Source organism: Sphingobacterium sp. ML3W (genome assembly GCF_029542085.1).
Lineage (GTDB): Bacteria > Bacteroidota > Bacteroidia > Sphingobacteriales > Sphingobacteriaceae > Sphingobacterium.
This window is the reverse complement of record NZ_CP107036.1, coordinates 262,210-280,248: the sequence shown is the minus strand read 5'-3', so window position 1 is coordinate 280,248 and position 18,039 is coordinate 262,210. Positions and strand designations below refer to the sequence as shown.

Genomic DNA, 18,039 nt, shown 5'->3' with positions numbered 1-18,039 from the left:
AAGCTTATTATGTCGCATAAAACCAATGCAGTCCGCTTGTTGGATACGGCAAAAGTAAACTATGAATTAAGAGAATACGAGGTGGATGATCATGATGTCAGTGCCGAACATGTTGCCTTGTCATTGGGTCTATTACCTGAAACACTTTATAAGACTTTAGTATTGAAAGGAAATATAGACCCTTACATTGTTGCTGTAATTCCCGGAAATGCCCAACTTGACTTAAAAAAGATCGCTAAAGCATCAGGTAATAAAAATTGTGAAATGCTCCCTATGAAGGATCTCCTAGCTGTAACGGGCTATATCCGCGGTGGCTGCTCACCTATTGGCATGAAAAAACTATTTCCAACATTTATTGAGGAAGCAGCTCAATTGGAAACAGAAATTTCTGTGAGCGCGGGAAAACGAGGCCTTCAAATGATATTAAATCCCAACGATTTAGCAACGATGACCAAAGCGATCTGGTCAGATTTGATCAGCATTTAACACAAACATCCTCGCTCGATGTCAGCTCTTTCGTCCATACAACAAAATACGTTTAAACGGATATATCGCGGGGAATCTGGAAAAATACTGTTTAATACGTATCTTAAAAGCCTCAATGAAAGCAGGTCTTTTATCTTCGTCCAATCGCTCAATATAAGGGATCAATGCCGATCCGGAAATAAAGTTATAAAGTACATCCACTTCCGCGGCAATAATTGGGTATATACGAAGCGAAAGATCCAATTCCTCCAAGCCTGCATGAAATAAAATCTGTGCATAGTCATCTATACTTAGCACCGATGAAGCCCTATTCCAACCATCCAAATAACTTCGGTAAGGTTCTTCACCAGCCAGCTCAAATAGCAATTTATTTAAGACATTTTCTGGCTGGTAAGGCATCTGAATTGCCAATTGTCCGCCGCTACTCAATTTGGAAATGAGATGCGGAAAAAGCATTTGGTGATCATCCAGCCATTGCAATGCCGCATTACTGAATATCAAATCCCATGAACCCGCTGTCTTCAGAAATTTTTCAACACTACTATTTTCAAATTTCAGGTGTTCATGTTCAAGTTTACGACTCATCGATAGCATTTCCGGAGATGCATCTATTCCGAGAAATGTAGCTTGTGGAAATTTATCGCTCAAAATAGCTGTTTGCTCACCGGTTCCACATCCGAGATCCACTGCTTTCATCATTGCTTCAGAAGCTATTAATTCAGATAGATCAAAAAAGGGTTTGAAACGAATGTCTTTAAACTGATTATATACAACTGGATTCCAAGGCATAATATTTTTTATTTAAATCCCAATGGGATAATAGAACATTTGTTATTTAAATAGCTCCAAAATTTCAGCAACATCAACTTTTCCAAAATACGAAGTTAGATCTATGGCTTCCAACAGCAGCCTGATTTCTTCCAATTGATGTTTTTTTCCAACCAATAGTTGCTCCAGTTCATGAATAGATTCAGAAGCAAAAAAATCCCCGAAAATCTTGGCATGCTCAATATAACCTTTATGTACATCTAAATGTAATTCTATAAAACCGGCGGGTATCTTGATTGCCTTTTTAAAATTATAATTCGGAGAGAAACCGAAATTCCAGTCCCAGGTTTCATATTTTTCCTTCACCAGATGTTCGATATTCTGGATATCAGTTGCAGAGAAATGAATGACCTTCGCATCCGGATTTTCACGCTGCATCTCTGCGATCAAGAGTTCCTTAAATTTTACCGTTGTAAAACCCTGAGGTAGATAACCGATCAGATTTGTTACTCTGGCACGGTTGGACTTGACAGCTTTATCGACAAATTTAAGCGGGTTTACCTTCAATGCATCACTCAAAATCTGCATCTGTGAATCAATTAAAATAGTACCGTGCTGAACCATTTTACCATTTTTTGCGAGCTTAGCATTTCCACTAAACTTCTTTCCATCCACCAACAGGTCATTTCTTCCCTCCAGTTTTGCCGGAATATTCAATTTGTTCAAAACAGAAACAATGGGTTGCGTGAAAGTAGAAAAATCCATAAAATCGAGATTTCCCAATAGGGTGTGGAAGGAGAAATTGAGATTCCCTAAATCATGATATACGGCACCACCGCCAGACATTCTCCTAACGACCTTAATCTTATTATCATTTACATAATCAAGGTTAATTTCAGCCAAAGTATTCTGAAATTTACCGATAATAATTGACGGATCATTCATGTACAATAAGAAAATGGGTTCTTTAGGATATTTCGTGAGCAGGTATTCCTCAGAAGCAATATTGAAATAGGCATCATGTGAAGGCGAATCAATAATAAACATCGTATTTTTATATTTTCTTAAAATTAACAAGAATTTAAATGCCTTGATTCATCTCAAACTCATAATTTTCATCAATCCCGCGTTTTGTCAGTTTCCTATTACAACAATCCTAATTACCGCCAAGAGATTTCAAATGACGCTAAAAACAACATAGTTTTCAGGATTATGAATGCTTTTAGACAGCCCATTCAATTATTGATCTTTGCCCCCTTATTATAAAACCAATTACATATAACCGCCTTACTATACACCCGATGAATTTCTAGCAGATCCTATTTTTTCTTCAAGATTTTTGATAATCAATGCGGAAAAGTCTTCTTTTACAATCTCTTCTGTTTGGCATAAAGCTCCCGGACTAAAAACATTAATTTCCATAATACGATCGCCCACGATATCCAAACCAACAAAATACATTCCATCCTGTATCAATTTGTCTTTGATTTTATCAACCATAAGTAGCAGCTCCGGCGAGATTATCGCGGCTTGAGTTTTTGCCCCTTGATGTACATTGCTCCGGATCTCATTCCCCTGCTGAACACGATGAACAGCAGCATATTTTCCATTGATGGAGACGGGTTCACCATTCAACAGAAAAAAACGGATATCACCGGCAGCTGCTTCGGGCAGATACTCCTGTCCAATCACATAGCCATCCCTGGCAATCGCCTCCACCGTTTGCTTTAGATTCTGTTGATTATCTTTATTAATCAAAAACACATTTTTCCCACCAGACCCCTTTAAAGGTTTTAAAATAATCAGTTTATTTTGCTGCTCAAAAAACTCGACAACATCAGCATAATTTCTGGTTACAATTGTTTTGGGTCGGATAGACTCGTCAAACCCCTCGAGATACAATTTATTACTTGCCCGGCCCAAACTATCTGGATCGTTAATGACCTGTACACCTTTTTCTTTTAATAAGGAGGCGAACTGCAGCGCGGATGAAGCTGCCCAGGGTCTATTCACCATATCCAAAACAGGATCGAATCTAAGCCAAATCACATCCATCTTCTCCAATTCCATTTTTGTCTTTGCTGTAGCTCTCAACACCTCCATCAACTGTTTTGCAGAGGTAATCTGTTGTGTAGGAAGTACCTCACGCACATGGGCGGCAATATGGGCAGATTCATAATAAAAATCGGCCAGTCCGATGTAATAAATTGCATGCCCTAGCTGATGTGCCTTCAATGCGAGCAGGGTTGTTGTGAAACGTTCAGTTTCTTTATGTGTCTGATTAATAACAAATGCTATCTTCATATAGTGTCGTTAATTATTGTATCATCTGAAATATTCCTTTACTTTTCTTGAGGTTGGTTAATACATCTTTATAGGGTGAGGTCAAGTATTTGGGTGTTAACACCGGTGCATTCAATACACCCTTAAGCATTAATTCTTCGACTATTGGGATATAATCTTCCCTGATCTTGCCCATAGTCAGCAAGGTGAGATCCCGACCACTTTTTATATAATTTATCAATTCGATCAAACCACTGAGGTATAAGGCATCTTTCGTAAGCCCTCCGCTTCTAAAAACACGCATGGTCATCTGAAAAGCCGTTTCTGGCAGAAACTGATATTTATCTACCAACAGCGCGAATGTATCTAAAAAAGTGTTTCCCTGTTGCATGTGATATACCGCTACCACCCTACCGGCTAATATGCGTAATCGATTATTCGTCAAGCCACCAACCAAGTACTCGGCGAGTACAGCCAACCCCTCCTGAAGCTTCTCATACCCTGGAACTCCTAACCTAAAAAGACTGAAGGGCTGTTGTTTGCCATTATAGTAGGTAACGATATGTGTCCCAACTTCATGCTGGATCAATGCCTGTACCCGATGTCGGGGTAGACTATATTGTTTACTGATATTTAAGACCCCTTGATTCACCATCACTCCATAGATATCATCCCGAAGCCGTACAGTCGTACCAAAATTAGGATCCTGGCTTTTTAAATAATCCAGTTCTTCCTGTGCTAGTTTCGCAAACTCTTCTGCATAGACGATATCCTCTTCCTTTGTACGATGTTCTCTGTCCGTCGCTGTAATTGTTAATATGGCTTGCGCTTTTTCCAACAGCTTTTCGTTGACGGTACCAAACACCTGCATGCTGCCGAGTAAAAATCCCTCTTTTCCCCGTTCGCTCAGCATGCTCATCATCTGATCAAGCTCTTTGCGTTTATCCCGAAACAAATAAGCGATGGAAGGGTCATAAAGGTCTTCAATATGTAAATTATAGAGATTGCGTTTAATAATATCGGGATCAATCGGCATGGGCCTATAATGAAAAACAGGAACCTTACGATAATTCCCCTTTTTGAATTGTAGCCAGGCGTCGTAGGAATTTGTCGGTGTCACCAACAGCAGAAAATCAAACCGTTGACTTTCGCGTGCCAATTTCTGGTCAATTTCCCAGGCCAAAGGGAGCATCTTTTTGGGATGACTAATTTTAAATGATGTTGGTTTTGACAAGGTATGTATGCGAATAAACTCAAAAAATGTTTTAGATAAACTTCGGGATATAGCCTCACGAAAATGGCGAAGATCAATGGGAAGTATTTGCTGGTTGGCCCCCAGCAGATACTTCGGTTTGATTTCTAATCCCATATACAAGATATTGCTATTTAATTTATCCAATTGTATGCTCGCCGGAGAGAGACTCTGTGTCGCATTGGTTTTTGAGTCGGTCACAATTTCGACTTTAGCAATAGATTCCTCCGTCTCCAATTGCTTTCCGAGATATTGTGCAATGGATTGTACATTTTTCCGGGCAATATGAATCTGAATATCTTCCTCTTGTCCCTGGCTTGCGGTCCAAGCTTCTATGATAAGACAGGCACCAAATTCTTCGACGAACTGATTAAGTATTGGTGCGATCCAGTCCGATACATTCATTTCCGGATCTTTCACCTTAAAATATGCAGGTTCGGATTTTACCAATTCCGCTAGCATCGGATCTGGACTAAAAAACTGTCGATACAAAAATAAATAAGGTACCACCTGATTGAATACCATTTTATTTTTTGGTGGTATCTGAATATGAAAAACCTCCTTATTCTTGATTTTTTTTAGAATACCCGCTAGCTGCTTCGCATTATCTTTCATAGGCAAAATAAGATTCGAGGGTCTCAATGCTTTGCATTAAAAGTTGCTTATATTCCTGTAACTTTTGAGGGTAGACCTCTCCTGTCCATTCATTCATAAAGTCCTTGCGAAACTCAATAGAGAAAACACAACCCTTATCGCCGAATTGCTCATTTAAATAAGATGACAAAAAGCCGCCCTTAAATTTAACATTCTCACGTACATCATAAGCCTGCCCATCATTACCAGTACGAAGTACATCCATAAATGAGCTTGTCAATTCCTGCCATTTGCTGTGGTTGTTTGCTGTTCCAATATTAATCTGTGGATTGTTTACTTTGTCGATCATAGTCGACGGTCCATCTCGGAATGCATTATAACTATGAATATCATAAACAACAAAATAACCATAGCGGTCAATGGTGTTTTGAATCTGCTGCGTTATTTTGCGGTACAACATGTCATAAGATTCGTACAGTTGATCTTTTATATGTTGTGGTAAATCTGTCCTCCAGACCTGAATTCCCCAGGACTGTTCGGGCGTCAGATAGATGGCTCCCTCCTTATTCCTATTTAAATCCAATTGAAACCTCGATGTGCCACAAACAAAGCGGTTAAAGGGCAATTCTGCCAAAATTGCCGTATATGGATCCTCCTCACGTAAGCGATCTTCGGGAGAAATATGCAAATACGGTTCTAAATCCGAATCGATATGATGACCATCGTGGATAGCAAAAGCCCAAAAAGGGCTTCTCTGATTTTCGAATTGATATAGATAGGATAAGGACATGTATTTTATATTAAACAGTTTTAATGATTATTTGCTTACTCTGAATAAGTAAACGCTTACAAGCGATAAAAGGTTTGAAAAATAAAATACTAAAGCCTCGGTACAAGGAAGTACCGACGTGTTAGCCATAGAAAGCGTTAAAAATCGTTAAACCGACTGATTGGTTTATGCCCTGGCATTCTTATTGAAAGTTGTTTACTAGTTTCATAAATTTAGGTTAATAATTAGTTAGTTTATAAAAAACCTGTTAGTCCCCGCTAACAGGTTTTTTATTTTCTAATACGAAAAGAATATAAATATTAGAATATTTTACTGAAAATCAATATAGAAATACTAAAAAATGTTAAAAAATCTAAAAAAGTGAATATAGTTGAAACATTTTATATTCTCATCACGTTATACTTGTACTTTTCATAAATTTAGGTTAATAATTGGTTAGGAAAACTCCTGTTGCTCCCCGCTTCAGGAGTTTCTGTTTATCAACAGTTTATAAAAATAAAACGGTAATAACCCTTGGTATATCTGCATCCTTTAACACATCCACCACCCAGGATGGATTCAATCGAGCATTAGCTTTTTAGAATTAACGACTTCAGCGATTTATCCAAAATAAGAGCGAAATTATAAGTTAACAAAAAAATGACAATTTATTCATCTTAGGTAAATAAGTTTTGGCACAGGTATTGTACTGTTTTAAGCATTCATAAATTTAGGTTAATAATTGGTTAGTTAAAACACTTGAAGTTCCCCGCTTCAAGTGTTTTTCGTTTAACGACTCCCGTAAAAGAATCAGACCAATTGTTTCAATGCGATTTCATACGCTCTCGAAGATATCTGTGTACGATCTGCGGAAGAATCCCTTATTTTTTTCAAAGCCTCAAAAATCACCTTTGAAACGTCAGAAAAGATCGCATCATCACTCATTTCTATATTTCGCTGCATTAGATAAGCAAATACCCTTGCCATACCACAATTAGCGATAAAATCAGGTATCACCGCAACATGCTGATCAGCAAACTCCATCACTGGACCATAGAATATTTCCTGATCAGCAAAAGGTACATTTGCGCCAGAAGCAATGACTTCAAGCCCGTTTTCCATGAGCTGTTGGATCTGATCTTTTGAAACCAAACGTGATGCAGCTGCCGGGACAAAGATATCCGTCCTCAGCCTCCATATTTCCTTCTGAATCTGCTCAAATGACATCAAATCCGGTGAATTGAGCTCATTTCCCTTTCGATCCAGGAATAATTGTGTAATTTCTGCTTCGCTAAAACCTTCACGATTGATCAAACCACCAGCCCGATCAATAATTCCAACAATTTTCACCCCCAGCTTAGAGAGGTAGAAAGCCGCTGCGGCTGCGACATTCCCCCATCCTTGGATGACTGCACGTTTTCCTATACAGTCGCTTCCAAAAAGATGATAATAATGACGGATGGATTCGGCGACCCCATAGCCTGTTATCATATCTGCAACCTTATATTTACGCTTTAAATCCGGACTGTAGGTATTATCTTCCAACACTTTGGACACTCCATAGCGCAACTGTCCTATTTGGTGGATACGGTTGCTCTCATTTACCTTAAAATGTCCATTCAAGATGCCTTCCTGCGGATGCCATAGACCATATTCTTCGGTCAATGGAATGACATCATGGATTTCATCGATATTAAGATCCCCTCCTGTCCCATAGTAATTTTTTAATAGCGGCGTTACCACTTTAAACCAACGGTCTAAAACCTCATTTTTGCGTGGGTCATGTGGATCAAAGTCAATACCAGATTTGGCACCACCAATAGCGGGGCCTGAAACCGTGAACTTTACTTCCATTGTTTTGGCAAGGGACTCTACTTCATGCCGATCCAGGCCTGCACGCATCCGTGTGCCTCCACCCGCTGCACCGCCCCGCAACGAATTGATAACAATCCATCCTTTGGCATCAGTTTCACTGTCTTTCCACTCAAATACTATTTCTGGACTTCTGTGCTCAAATGCGCGCAATAATTCTTTCATACCCAACATATCCTTATAGATTACCTCTGCGTTCCTGTTCACGTTCGATTGCTTCAAAAAGCGCCTTAAAATTGCCGGCGCCAAAACTCTGTGCACCTTTTCGCTGAATAATCTCATAGAATAAGGTAGGTCTATCTTCTACAGGTTTGGTAAAAATCTGTAGAAGATACCCCTCTTCGTCACGATCCACCAAAATACCCAGTTCTTGGATAATCCGGATTTCCTCATCTATTGCTCCAACCCTTTCTGGTAGCATATCATAATATGCTTCGGGAGGAGCTCCTAGAAATTCAACCCCTCTGGATTTAAGTTCCCGCACCGTACTTACAATATCCTTTGTTGCCAATGCCGCATGCTGTACACCTTCGCCCTCATAGAATTCAAGATATTCCTCAATTTGAGATTTCTTTTTTCCCTCAGCCGGTTCATTGATCGGAAATTTTACATAGCCATTGCCATTACTCATCACCTTACTCATCAATGCCGAATATTCGGTATTGATCTGCTTATCATCAAAGGACAGGATGTTGACAAAACCCATCACATCCTGATACCATTGAACTGTTTCATTCATTTTATTCCAGCCTACATTGCCTACGCAATGATCTACATAGAGCAAACCGGTCTCTGCTGGATTATAGTCGCTTTCCCATTTTTCATATCCGGGCATAAATAAACCATTGTAGTTCTTTCGCTCCACAAAAAGGTGCACCGTTTCTCCATAAGTGTATATCCCTGCAATCCAGACCTCCCCTTGTTCATCTTTGAGAAGTTGCGGTTCTTGATAAACCTTTGCTCCCCTTTTGGTCGTCTCCTCAAATGATTTGCGGGCATCATCAACCCATAAAGCCAATATTTTAACACCGTCGCCATGTTTTTTAACATGCTCAGCAATAGGATGGTCTGATTTAAGGGCTGTGGTCAGTACCAGCCGTATTTTATCTTGCTTTAAGACATAAGATGCACGGTCTCTAATACCGGTCTCTGGCCCTGCATAAGCCTCCGACTGAAAACCAAAGGCAGTTTTGTAATAATGTGCGGCCTGCTTCGCATTCCCCACATAAAATTCAATGTAATCGGTTCCATTAATAGGTAGAAAATCTTGCGCTTGGGCAATCTTCTCTGCAAATGTATTTGCCATAATTTATATAAAGGTTATTCGTATTTAATTTAACTCATCCAGGATTTAAAGTAATCGGGATCTTCAATTTTTAACGCTTCTTCGGTCAGCATCAGGGGACGGAAAGGATCGATCATGACCGCTAGTTCCTCGGTTTTAACTTGTCCAATACTTTTTTCGACCGTACCGGGGTGTGGTCCATGCGGAATACCGCCCGGGTGTAATGTAATCTGTCCTTTTTCAACCGATTTCCGGCTCATAAAATCACCATCCACGTAATACAGCACTTCATCCGAGTCTACATTGCTGTGGTTATAAGGCGCAGGTACAGCTTTTGGATGATAGTCATACAGACGTGGACAAAAACTACACAACACAAAGGTATCGGTCTCAAAAGTCTGATGAACAGGTGGTGGCTGATGCAATTTCCCGGTAATTGGCATAAAGTCATGAATGGAAAATGCCCAAGGGAAATGATAGCCATCCCAACCAATAAAATCAAAAGGGTGGCTTCCATAGATGTAAGGATAAATCAATCCCTGTTTCTTGATTTTCACCTCAAAATCACCAAGCTGGTCAAAAGTTTCCAGATCCTGTGGTACACGGATATCCCGTTCAAAAAAGGGAGCATGCTCCATCAGCTGACCAAATTCATTCCGATACCGCTTTGGCGTACGTACCGGGGAAAACGATTCAACAATAAATAATCGGTTGTCAGTCTGATCAAATTCCATCTGGTAAATTGTACCCCTTGGGACAACCAGATAATCACCATACTGAAAAGAAATATTTCCGTATCCTGTCTTGAGTTTCCCTGTTCCATGGTGCACGAAAATAATCTCATCGGCCTGGCTATTTTTATAAAAATAATCCGTCATGGACTGACGGGGGGCAGCCAGCGAAATGTGTAGATCCTGGTTGACCAGAACAGGTGTGCGGCTTTCCAGATAATCATCTTTGGCCTTAACCTGAAATCCTTTTAAACTGGTATGTTTAAGATGTTTTTCACAGGCAATCTTTGGAGTAACATCATAGGGTTCACGGATCTGTTTGACCAACGTAGGCGGGTGGCAATGATACACGAGCGAATAAAGACTGGAAAAGCCATGGGTAGAAACCAATTCTTCAGCATAGAGCGTATGATCGGGCTTTCTAAAGACAGTATGTCGCTGTGTTGGAATTTGCCCTTGTTTAACATAAAATGGCATAATTCTACGATTTAAAACGGTTATAAAAAATAAATGAATATCAACGTTGCCAATAGCATCGATTGGCAAAAAATTCGAGGGGATTAGTATTGGGCAAAAATGATATCAGCTATAATTGCTCTATTAAAAGCAATATAGGGTATGGATGACGCAAAGCGATGTATTCCACGATTGATCATTTTTACTAGTTTATAATGTTATAATAAAGGTAAGAATATTTTTCTGTTTTCAAGCGAAGAAATATTTTTTTCAAAACTTATACGATATATTTGTGTCGCATTCAAAGATTGAATAACCAATAGAATATTCCGATATGAGAATTGTTACGTGCACGAAAAATGGCCAACATGAATTAGGCATTATAATCAATGACCGGGTATACACCTGCTCGGAGATAGCCCTTTCCCTTCCGACCGATATGGCTGATTTTTTGATCCGTGGAGATGAAGCCATAAACGATTTAGTGTATTATCACAGTGCATTGCTGGAGGGACGTATGTCCAGACCTTACCAGTTATTGCAAGATAGTCAGCTTGTTGCACCGATACCTCATCCGACATCAGTGCGTGATGCCTATGCTTTTCGGCAGCACGTAGCGACGTCAAGAAGAAACCGCGGACTGGATATGATTCCGGAATTCGATGAATTTCCCGTTTTTTACTTCTCCAATCATCAGGCCATACAAGGTCCCGGCCCGATACAATGTATGCCACTGCATCTTGAGCAACTGGATTTTGAACTTGAAGTGGCCATCGTAATCAATAAAACAGGTATAAATATCCCTGCCTCAGAGGCTGATAAATATATTGCCGGATACATGATCATGAATGATTTTAGCGCACGAAAACTCCAGATGGACGAGATGAAATTAAGCTTGGGGCCCGCCAAAGGAAAGGATTTTGCTACGGCAATTGGTCCATGGTTAGTCACCAAGGACGAATTGGAACCTTATAAAATTAATTCTTCAGGAGATCATATTGGTGACCGATATAATCTCGAGATGTCATGCCGAGTGAATGGTCAACAGGTTTCTTCCGGTAATTTTGCTACGATGCACTGGACATTTGCCGAAATTATCGAGCGCGTTTCCTATGGTGTACGTCTCTTTCCGGGTGATGTGATCGGTTCGGGAACAGTTGGAACGGGATGTTTTTTAGAACTCAACGGCACTGGGCGCATGGAGAATCCCGCTCATCAGGATCAATGGCTACAGGTAGGCGATCAGGTCGAGCTAGAAATAACTGGCTTGGGCAAACTTTCCAATTCCGTAGTATTATACCAACAATAAATCTATTCAAAAAATGAATTCTTCTTCTTTCGATACAGTCACTTTTGAGTCCTCTGCTGATAAAGCCATCATTGATAATTTAATCAAATATGCCATTGCACCTCGTCCCATCTGTTTTGCGAGTACCATCGATGTGGCGGGCAATGTCAACCTGAGTCCTTTCAGCTACTTCAACCTGATGTCACACCAACCACCAATATGTGTATTCTCACCCTTGCGTCGCATGCGTGATGGCAGTACCAAGCATACACTGGACAATATTCAGGAAGTCAATGAGGTCGTCATCAACATCGTAAACTATGCGATGGTACAGCAACAGTCACTGGCCAGTACAGAGTACAGCAAGGAGGTAAATGAATTTGACAAATCTGGGTTTACACCAATCCCATCATTACATGTTCGCCCACCGCGGGTCTCGGAATCTCCGGTTCAACTGGAATGTCGTGTAAGAGAAGTGATCGCCCTGAGCGACGAACCCGGCGCAGGAAATCTCGTTATTGCAGAAGTACTCTATATGCATGTGCACAAAGAACTCTTGCACAAAAACAATACGATAAAACAAGAGGAACTAGATCTGGTCGCTCGTCTCGGCGGCGACTGGTACTGCCGTGTAACCAATGAAAATCTCTTTATTGTTCCTAAACCACTCCGCAGTCTGGGTATTGGCGTAGATCAGCTGCCCGAAAGTATTCGCCTTTCCAAAGTACTTACCGGAAACCATCTCGGATTATTGGCTAATGTCGAATCCTTACCAGTTCTAGAGCAAGCCACCCAAGAGGATAAATATTTAAACTACCTCCGGCTGAATTTTCAACAAGGTTCACCGCAATTAACACAAAAAGTACATGCTTACGCTGCGCAATTATTGGATACGGAGCAATTAGACAAAGCATGGCAGGTACTATTAAGCCTATAAAAAGTTTCGTTGCATAATACTACAAATAAGCAACCTATAAAAATATCGGCTACGCAATACCTATAGCAGCCCGACAGAAATCCGGAAGCATAGACCGACAGCTATGCTTCTTTTTGACCAAGGTCAGCGAAAACCTGATCGGCTACGGTGATTCCCTGATAAAAGGCTTCCTCAAAAATAGATATACCACTTAAATCAGAATGTGCAAAATAGACTTTATCAGCAATAGGTCTTGTCAGTTCGGTACGCGCTTCGTCTGATAGAAAACCACTGACAGGGCTTATCATGCCATGTCCGTGTCGAAAGACTTCTATACTAATGACTTCATTTTCTATTCCATAATGCGCCTTCTCTAGATCTTCCAAAATAAACTCTTTCCATTGCTGGTCTGTCCACTGATATAGCTGTTTCCGGTTTCCATTGAGGTCCCCATCTCCCAGACTATGATAATAGGTAATCACAAAAGGGCTTTGCAACTGATTTAGGTTCTGGTGTTGATCATACACATAACCCAATCCCTTTCCGTTATAAATAATATTTTCCCAGGAAAGTGTCGCACCATCTGCAAAAGGGAAACGATGCAATACAATCGTCGCTACGATCCAAGGTGCATAATGAAATTTTTTCGTCAATGCCGTACGGTTTGGCAACAGATACTGATTGACAAATTGTGGGCAGCAATTGATCACCTTCTGGGTTTTAATGGTCTTTGACAATTTCGTTTTATCATCGAAGACGGACACTTCCACAGCATCTTGCCCTACATGTATCTGATAAGCCAGATGTTGATTCAATACCCTACCATCCGCATATTTCTTCAAATGGCTGACCAATCGCCCATTCCCTTCCTGCCAGGTGAGCACCAGATCCTGGTAGGCAGACCAATCGTGCTTTCGGCTCGCAAAGTAATGTATAGCAGCAAAAGCAGAAGTGGCCGCGATACCCGTTCCATAGTCGTCACGGCAACAGTAGTTCACATAACTAAACACAGGTTCCGTCTTATACCCCTCTGATTCCATCCATGAACGCATCGTCAGGACATCTAATCTTTTGAGATCGGCCGACTGCGAAGCATTGCGCATCGGGATATCAAAGACGTACTTTCCATCGCTACCTTTCAATTGCTTAAACCGACCCATCTGTGTCATAAAACGATCTATTTCAGTCGTCTCCTGTTGGGATAACCCATAACTGGGAACAATACCCCCCTGCCAGATGTTATGGATAAAAAGTCGTTCCTGCGGAGCAAAGGACAATTGTTCCTCATCAAATAATGGAACACCTTCATTCGTCCAGCCGATGATAATTTTCGATTCCTCCAAAAACTGCAGCAGCTCCCTATTGGAAGCATTCGGAATAGGAAGATAATGTGCTCCTAACGGATAACGGCTATAATCATTCTCGCCATGACGCGCATTACCCCCTACTTCAGACTCCATATCCAAAAGCAGAAAATCGTTCATTCCCTTTTGTTGCAAACGATAGGCAGCTGATAGTCCGCTTACGCCACCACCAAGAATCAGAATGGGTATTTCAACCACTGCTGTAGATTTGGGGAAATCCTGGAATCGCAGACGATGCCCCAAAATATGGTCTGTCCCCGTCAGGCGCAAAAAAATACGGTTCACCTTTTTCTTACAGGCCTGAGCAAACTGCAGGCCGATTGCCCCCAAGAATGCGAGCTTGAGAAAACCACGCCGCGAGGGATTAAATCTTACTCCATTCTTCATCAAAATACCGCACTAAAATCTGATTGTCCAAACGGTTTATTTCTACATGATCCGCACGCATGTCGGTCGGAAACTCAGTCAGTTCTCTAAAATGATAATTGTAATACCGCAGCTTATCCACCCGTCGGGCAACATGCTTAAATTGTTGTATCATATCTGCTGAAAATAGACAGAATCCCCATTCGCCAAAGGATGGCACATAGGTATGATAGGCGACAGTATTTGGAAAAACCGTGCTGATTGTCTCATGGATACACCAGTAAGATTTGGGTGCAAAATAAGGCGAAGTTGTCTGTACCGACACCATGGTATAGGGTGTCATGAGAGGTTGTAGACTTTGATAAAAACTTGTCGTATATAATTTTCCAAGACTATAGTTTGACGGATCCGGAAAATCTATAATCATGACATCGTATTTTTCCTTTGCAGATTTTGCCCAGATAAATGCATCCTGATTGATCACCTTTACTCTCGGGTCATTCAGCGAGCCCTTGTTGTGACTGACTAGTAATTCATTTGTCTGGAACAATTTGGTCATACCCTCGTCCAAATCCACCAATGTAACCTTTTTTACACCTGGATATTTAAGAACCTCCCGGACAGCAAGCCCGTCTCCACCGCCAAACACCAATACATGCGATACATCTTTGGCCATAGACATCGCCGGATGTACCAAAACCTCATGATACCGATATTCATCTTTGGTGTTGAACTGTAAATTATTGTTCAGAAACAATTGATATTCACCCTTGCTCTCCGTCAGAACAATACGTTGATAGGGTGTAGAATGTTTATAGACAATATTATTCCCATATAATTGACTTTCGGAATATTTAAGCAAATCATCGGAATAAAAAAACACAACCGAAAGCAATACCAGACAAACTATTGACTTGGCTTTAATCCAGTTGGGATTTTTAAGTCTTTTAGCGAGATAGAATGATAGAAAGACGCCTACCAAAATATTGATGATCCCAAAAAACAGTGATGTTCCCATCACGCCCAACCGCGGAATCAGCAGGATAGGAAACAGCACCGAAGCGATCAATGCGCCGATATAATCAAAAGCAAATACATTGGAAACCAAGTCCCTAAACTGAACCCTATCTTTTAGAATATTCATCAATAAGGGGATCTCCATACCGCAGAGACAGCCTGTCAGAAAAACAAAGAAATAGAGTACAAATTGAAAGTGTTCGACCTGCTGAAACAGTAAAAATAAAACGACAGAACTGCAACCGCCAATGACGCCGATCAACAGTTCAATATCAATAAATCGGTCAAAAAGGTTTTTGGTGATGTACTTCGCTAAAAAAGATCCCACCCCCATCGAGAACAGGTAGGTACCGATAATAAATGAAAACTGCTTGACTGAATCTCCCAATAAATAGCTCGCCAATGCACCCGCAACCAGCTCGTAAATAAGCCCGCAAGTTGCAATGACAAATACCGCAAATAAGAGAAAAATGGGCAGATTGCTCTTTTTACCCATGTATTGCCGCAGCTATTATAATCGATATGCCTAATATAAAAGCCGCAAAAACAATCGCTAAAGCCATATTCTTGTTCTTTACGATCTCCTGCCAAGATTGTTCCGGCGTCAATCGCTCGATAAGCCAATAGGCCAATAACAATACAGCAATGCCAATAAGCGAATAAATCAATGATGCTGCAATTCCTTTATAAAACAATTCGTAATTCATTTTTATATTAATTTTTATTTATGACCTGAACCATATCCACTATAACTACCTCCGCTACCATAAAAGGATCGACGATAATGTGATCTTGATCCTGTATAAGTATGGTCTTCCAAGGTGCTCGTCCGCATTGTAGTCTTACAATCTGTAGAGGAATTTACAAATAGGTTAACAGCAACAAAAAAGACAAAAAAAGCAACTAAAGCTACACCCAGCCGATCAAATTTTAAGATATCGAAATAACCTAAACCTTCAGCCCGAGCAACAAAATCTTTATTTTTAATCGCCAGAATATTATGTCTAAAAATCCCCACAAGAACAACAATACCCACCAAACAAAGAATCAAAAAGGTATAACTGGTACCTCCGTATGTTAATTTATAGTCCTCTGTGAGTTCAAAATTAACATCCATATCAGCGGCACCATTGGTTGAAGAGGTGACAAAAACAAGGTGATAAATCCCCGGTTGTATACGACAAAAATCGACGGTCAATCCACTGGCATAATTAACGTCATTGTTCTCGTGGACAGCTGTACCAGACTCAATAATCTCATTTGTCTTTTCATTGACCAATTTGATCATCAGCTGGATGGGATGGCTTTTAGATTCCGATATTCCCTCCAGGACCAGCTTTTTGGGTTTATCGCCTTTTAATTCGAAAGAGGCGCCGACAAATTCCGAGTTTGCCTTTTTTCCGGGGAATTTTTCATCAAACTTATAAGTATCCTTACCGATCTGTCCCCAGTTTAAAACCCAGAATAGAGCTGCCAACAGCAGAACAGCAAAGACACCAATATTTCTCAGCTTCGTCCCTACAATCTCCTTTTTGGCAATATAATCGTTATAGGTGTCAAAAATTTTATAATAGCTCTCATCCTCCAGGTAAATTCCCTGATAATACTGTACATCGTTATCAATAAATTCCTGAGAAATAAAACGATCTTCATTAACTGTTTGAATATAGGTAAGGGTCGTTGACATCGATTCCAGATCTTCAAATACAAAGCCCTCCGCATAGACAACAGTTTGCTCCTCGGTATACTCCAGATCATAGTGTCTATTACCAAACTTACAGGTGTTACCTTTCGGTAAAAGCGTCACCTGCTCTCGATCAATGGTATGTAAGGCACAAGCATAGTCTACGCCATCGCTGAAATAAATATCGTCTTGATTCGCGTTTAACCCCACAAACTCATTTCCATATTCGCCACTTTTTGTAAAGCGCTGTATCTTGGAGATAATATAATAGCTATTTCTCTTGAATTGAACGGATTCACCTAACGTAGCCCATTGCATGGCTAAAGGGGCCGAAAATTCCTTCACATACGTTAAGGTTTCAACTGTCTTACCTTTAAAATAACTATGGCATTTTGCACAAACGAAACCTGAAAAGTCGGTTACCTCGATCTTAAATCGGTGTGCATGGCCACATTTTTTACATATTACATCCATAAACTACCGATTAACCACAGTTTCGTTAATAACTATCGCATTAAAATAAGTTTTGAAGAGCTTACCCAAATGCAAAACTTTTTCACTGTTATCTTTTAGATAATTACAGAGATAAACATCTAATGTCAATTGTCCAAATTCCGGCCAGGTATGGATACAGATATGGGATTCCATTAAACAAATAGCAGCGGTAAATCCACCGCCCTCAAAAGAATGGGTGGAAATACCTACAATTTGCAAATTATGGACATTCATCTGCTTTTTGGTAAATTCCAAAAAAGCATCTATGGTTGTCAATAACGATACCTCCTCTACCTGCAATGTCATCAACAGGTGTTTTCCGGGAGTATACTTTTCGTTCATCAGAAATAACTGGATAAATTAAACGTTCCAAATATAAAAAGTTTTACCAGATTTTTATACTATGGGAATCA

The 18,039-nt window shown here is 40.3% G+C and carries 16 protein-coding genes; 3 read left to right on the top strand and 13 right to left on the bottom strand.

Features of this window, described 5'->3' with window-relative positions:
* Window positions 1–9: 9 nt before the first annotated feature.
* Window positions 10–486, top strand: a complete 477-nt coding sequence (ybaK, locus tag OGI71_RS01220; RefSeq protein ID WP_282253486.1) for a Cys-tRNA(Pro) deacylase — start codon at window positions 10–12, stop codon at window positions 484–486.
* A gap of 21 nt (window positions 487–507) precedes the next feature.
* Here the strand turns inward: ybaK and OGI71_RS01215 are convergent, their stop codons facing one another.
* The 8 genes from OGI71_RS01215 to OGI71_RS01180 form a co-directional block, all read right to left on the bottom strand.
* A complete protein-coding gene (locus OGI71_RS01215; protein ID WP_282253485.1) occupies window positions 508–1,275 on the bottom strand; it encodes a methyltransferase domain-containing protein in 768 nt (255 codons plus the stop codon).
* A 42-nt stretch (window positions 1,276–1,317) separates the two neighbouring features.
* Window positions 1,318–2,301 carry a lipoate--protein ligase gene (locus tag OGI71_RS01210; RefSeq protein ID WP_282253484.1) on the bottom strand — a complete coding sequence of 328 codons (984 nt, stop codon included), beginning with the start codon at window positions 2,299–2,301 and terminating at the stop codon, window positions 1,318–1,320.
* 243 nt (window positions 2,302–2,544) lie between these two features.
* On the bottom strand, window positions 2,545–3,558 hold the full coding sequence (locus OGI71_RS01205; RefSeq protein ID WP_282253483.1) for a glutathione synthase: 1,014 nt from the start codon (window positions 3,556–3,558) through the stop codon (window positions 2,545–2,547).
* Between the two features lie 13 nt (window positions 3,559–3,571).
* Window positions 3,572–5,404: a tyrosine/phenylalanine carboxypeptidase domain-containing protein gene (locus tag OGI71_RS01200; protein ID WP_282253482.1), complete on the bottom strand. Its 1,833-nt coding sequence runs from the start codon at window positions 5,402–5,404 to the stop codon at window positions 3,572–3,574.
* Window positions 5,394–6,173: an N-formylglutamate amidohydrolase gene (locus OGI71_RS01195; RefSeq protein WP_282253481.1), complete on the bottom strand. Its 780-nt coding sequence runs from the start codon at window positions 6,171–6,173 to the stop codon at window positions 5,394–5,396. The genes OGI71_RS01200 and OGI71_RS01195 overlap by 11 nt, the downstream gene beginning before the upstream one ends.
* 789 nt (window positions 6,174–6,962) lie before the next feature.
* Window positions 6,963–8,231, bottom strand: coding sequence for a Glu/Leu/Phe/Val dehydrogenase dimerization domain-containing protein (locus OGI71_RS01190; protein WP_282253480.1), 1,269 nt, complete (start codon window positions 8,229–8,231; stop codon window positions 6,963–6,965).
* The gene (gene hppD, locus OGI71_RS01185; RefSeq protein ID WP_282253479.1) at window positions 8,203–9,330 is read right to left on the bottom strand and encodes a 4-hydroxyphenylpyruvate dioxygenase; all 1,128 of its coding nucleotides are present in this window, start codon (window positions 9,328–9,330) and stop codon (window positions 8,203–8,205) included. Before hppD ends, OGI71_RS01190 begins: the two co-directional genes overlap by 29 nt.
* 29 nt (window positions 9,331–9,359) lie before the next feature.
* A complete protein-coding gene (locus OGI71_RS01180; protein ID WP_282253478.1) occupies window positions 9,360–10,517 on the bottom strand; it encodes a homogentisate 1,2-dioxygenase in 1,158 nt (385 codons plus the stop codon).
* A 313-nt stretch (window positions 10,518–10,830) separates the two neighbouring features.
* Between OGI71_RS01180 and OGI71_RS01175 the strand changes: the two genes are divergently transcribed.
* On the top strand, window positions 10,831–11,805 hold the full coding sequence (locus OGI71_RS01175; RefSeq protein ID WP_282253477.1) for a fumarylacetoacetate hydrolase family protein: 975 nt from the start codon (window positions 10,831–10,833) through the stop codon (window positions 11,803–11,805).
* Between the two features lie 13 nt (window positions 11,806–11,818).
* The gene (locus OGI71_RS01170; protein ID WP_282253476.1) at window positions 11,819–12,721 is read left to right on the top strand and encodes a flavin reductase family protein; all 903 of its coding nucleotides are present in this window, start codon (window positions 11,819–11,821) and stop codon (window positions 12,719–12,721) included.
* 101 nt (window positions 12,722–12,822) lie between these two features.
* Here the strand turns inward: OGI71_RS01170 and OGI71_RS01165 are convergent, their stop codons facing one another.
* The 5 genes from OGI71_RS01165 to OGI71_RS01145 are packed head-to-tail and all read right to left on the bottom strand — an operon-like array spanning window position 12,823 to window position 17,968.
* The gene (locus OGI71_RS01165) at window positions 12,823–14,451 is read right to left on the bottom strand and encodes an NAD(P)/FAD-dependent oxidoreductase (RefSeq protein WP_282253475.1); all 1,629 of its coding nucleotides are present in this window, start codon (window positions 14,449–14,451) and stop codon (window positions 12,823–12,825) included.
* Window positions 14,429–15,943, bottom strand: a complete 1,515-nt coding sequence (locus tag OGI71_RS01160; protein ID WP_282253474.1) for a polyamine aminopropyltransferase — start codon at window positions 15,941–15,943, stop codon at window positions 14,429–14,431. The genes OGI71_RS01165 and OGI71_RS01160 overlap by 23 nt, the downstream gene beginning before the upstream one ends.
* Window positions 15,936–16,154 carry a DUF350 domain-containing protein gene (locus tag OGI71_RS01155; RefSeq protein WP_120260664.1) on the bottom strand — a complete coding sequence of 73 codons (219 nt, stop codon included), beginning with the start codon at window positions 16,152–16,154 and terminating at the stop codon, window positions 15,936–15,938. The genes OGI71_RS01160 and OGI71_RS01155 overlap by 8 nt, the downstream gene beginning before the upstream one ends.
* 14 nt (window positions 16,155–16,168) lie before the next feature.
* Window positions 16,169–17,605: a hypothetical protein gene (locus OGI71_RS01150; RefSeq protein ID WP_282253473.1), complete on the bottom strand. Its 1,437-nt coding sequence runs from the start codon at window positions 17,603–17,605 to the stop codon at window positions 16,169–16,171.
* A gap of 3 nt (window positions 17,606–17,608) precedes the next feature.
* Complete coding sequence (locus OGI71_RS01145) at window positions 17,609–17,968, bottom strand: S-adenosylmethionine decarboxylase (RefSeq protein ID WP_108633046.1); 360 nt, start codon at window positions 17,966–17,968, stop codon at window positions 17,609–17,611.
* Window positions 17,969–18,039 lie beyond the last annotated feature (71 nt).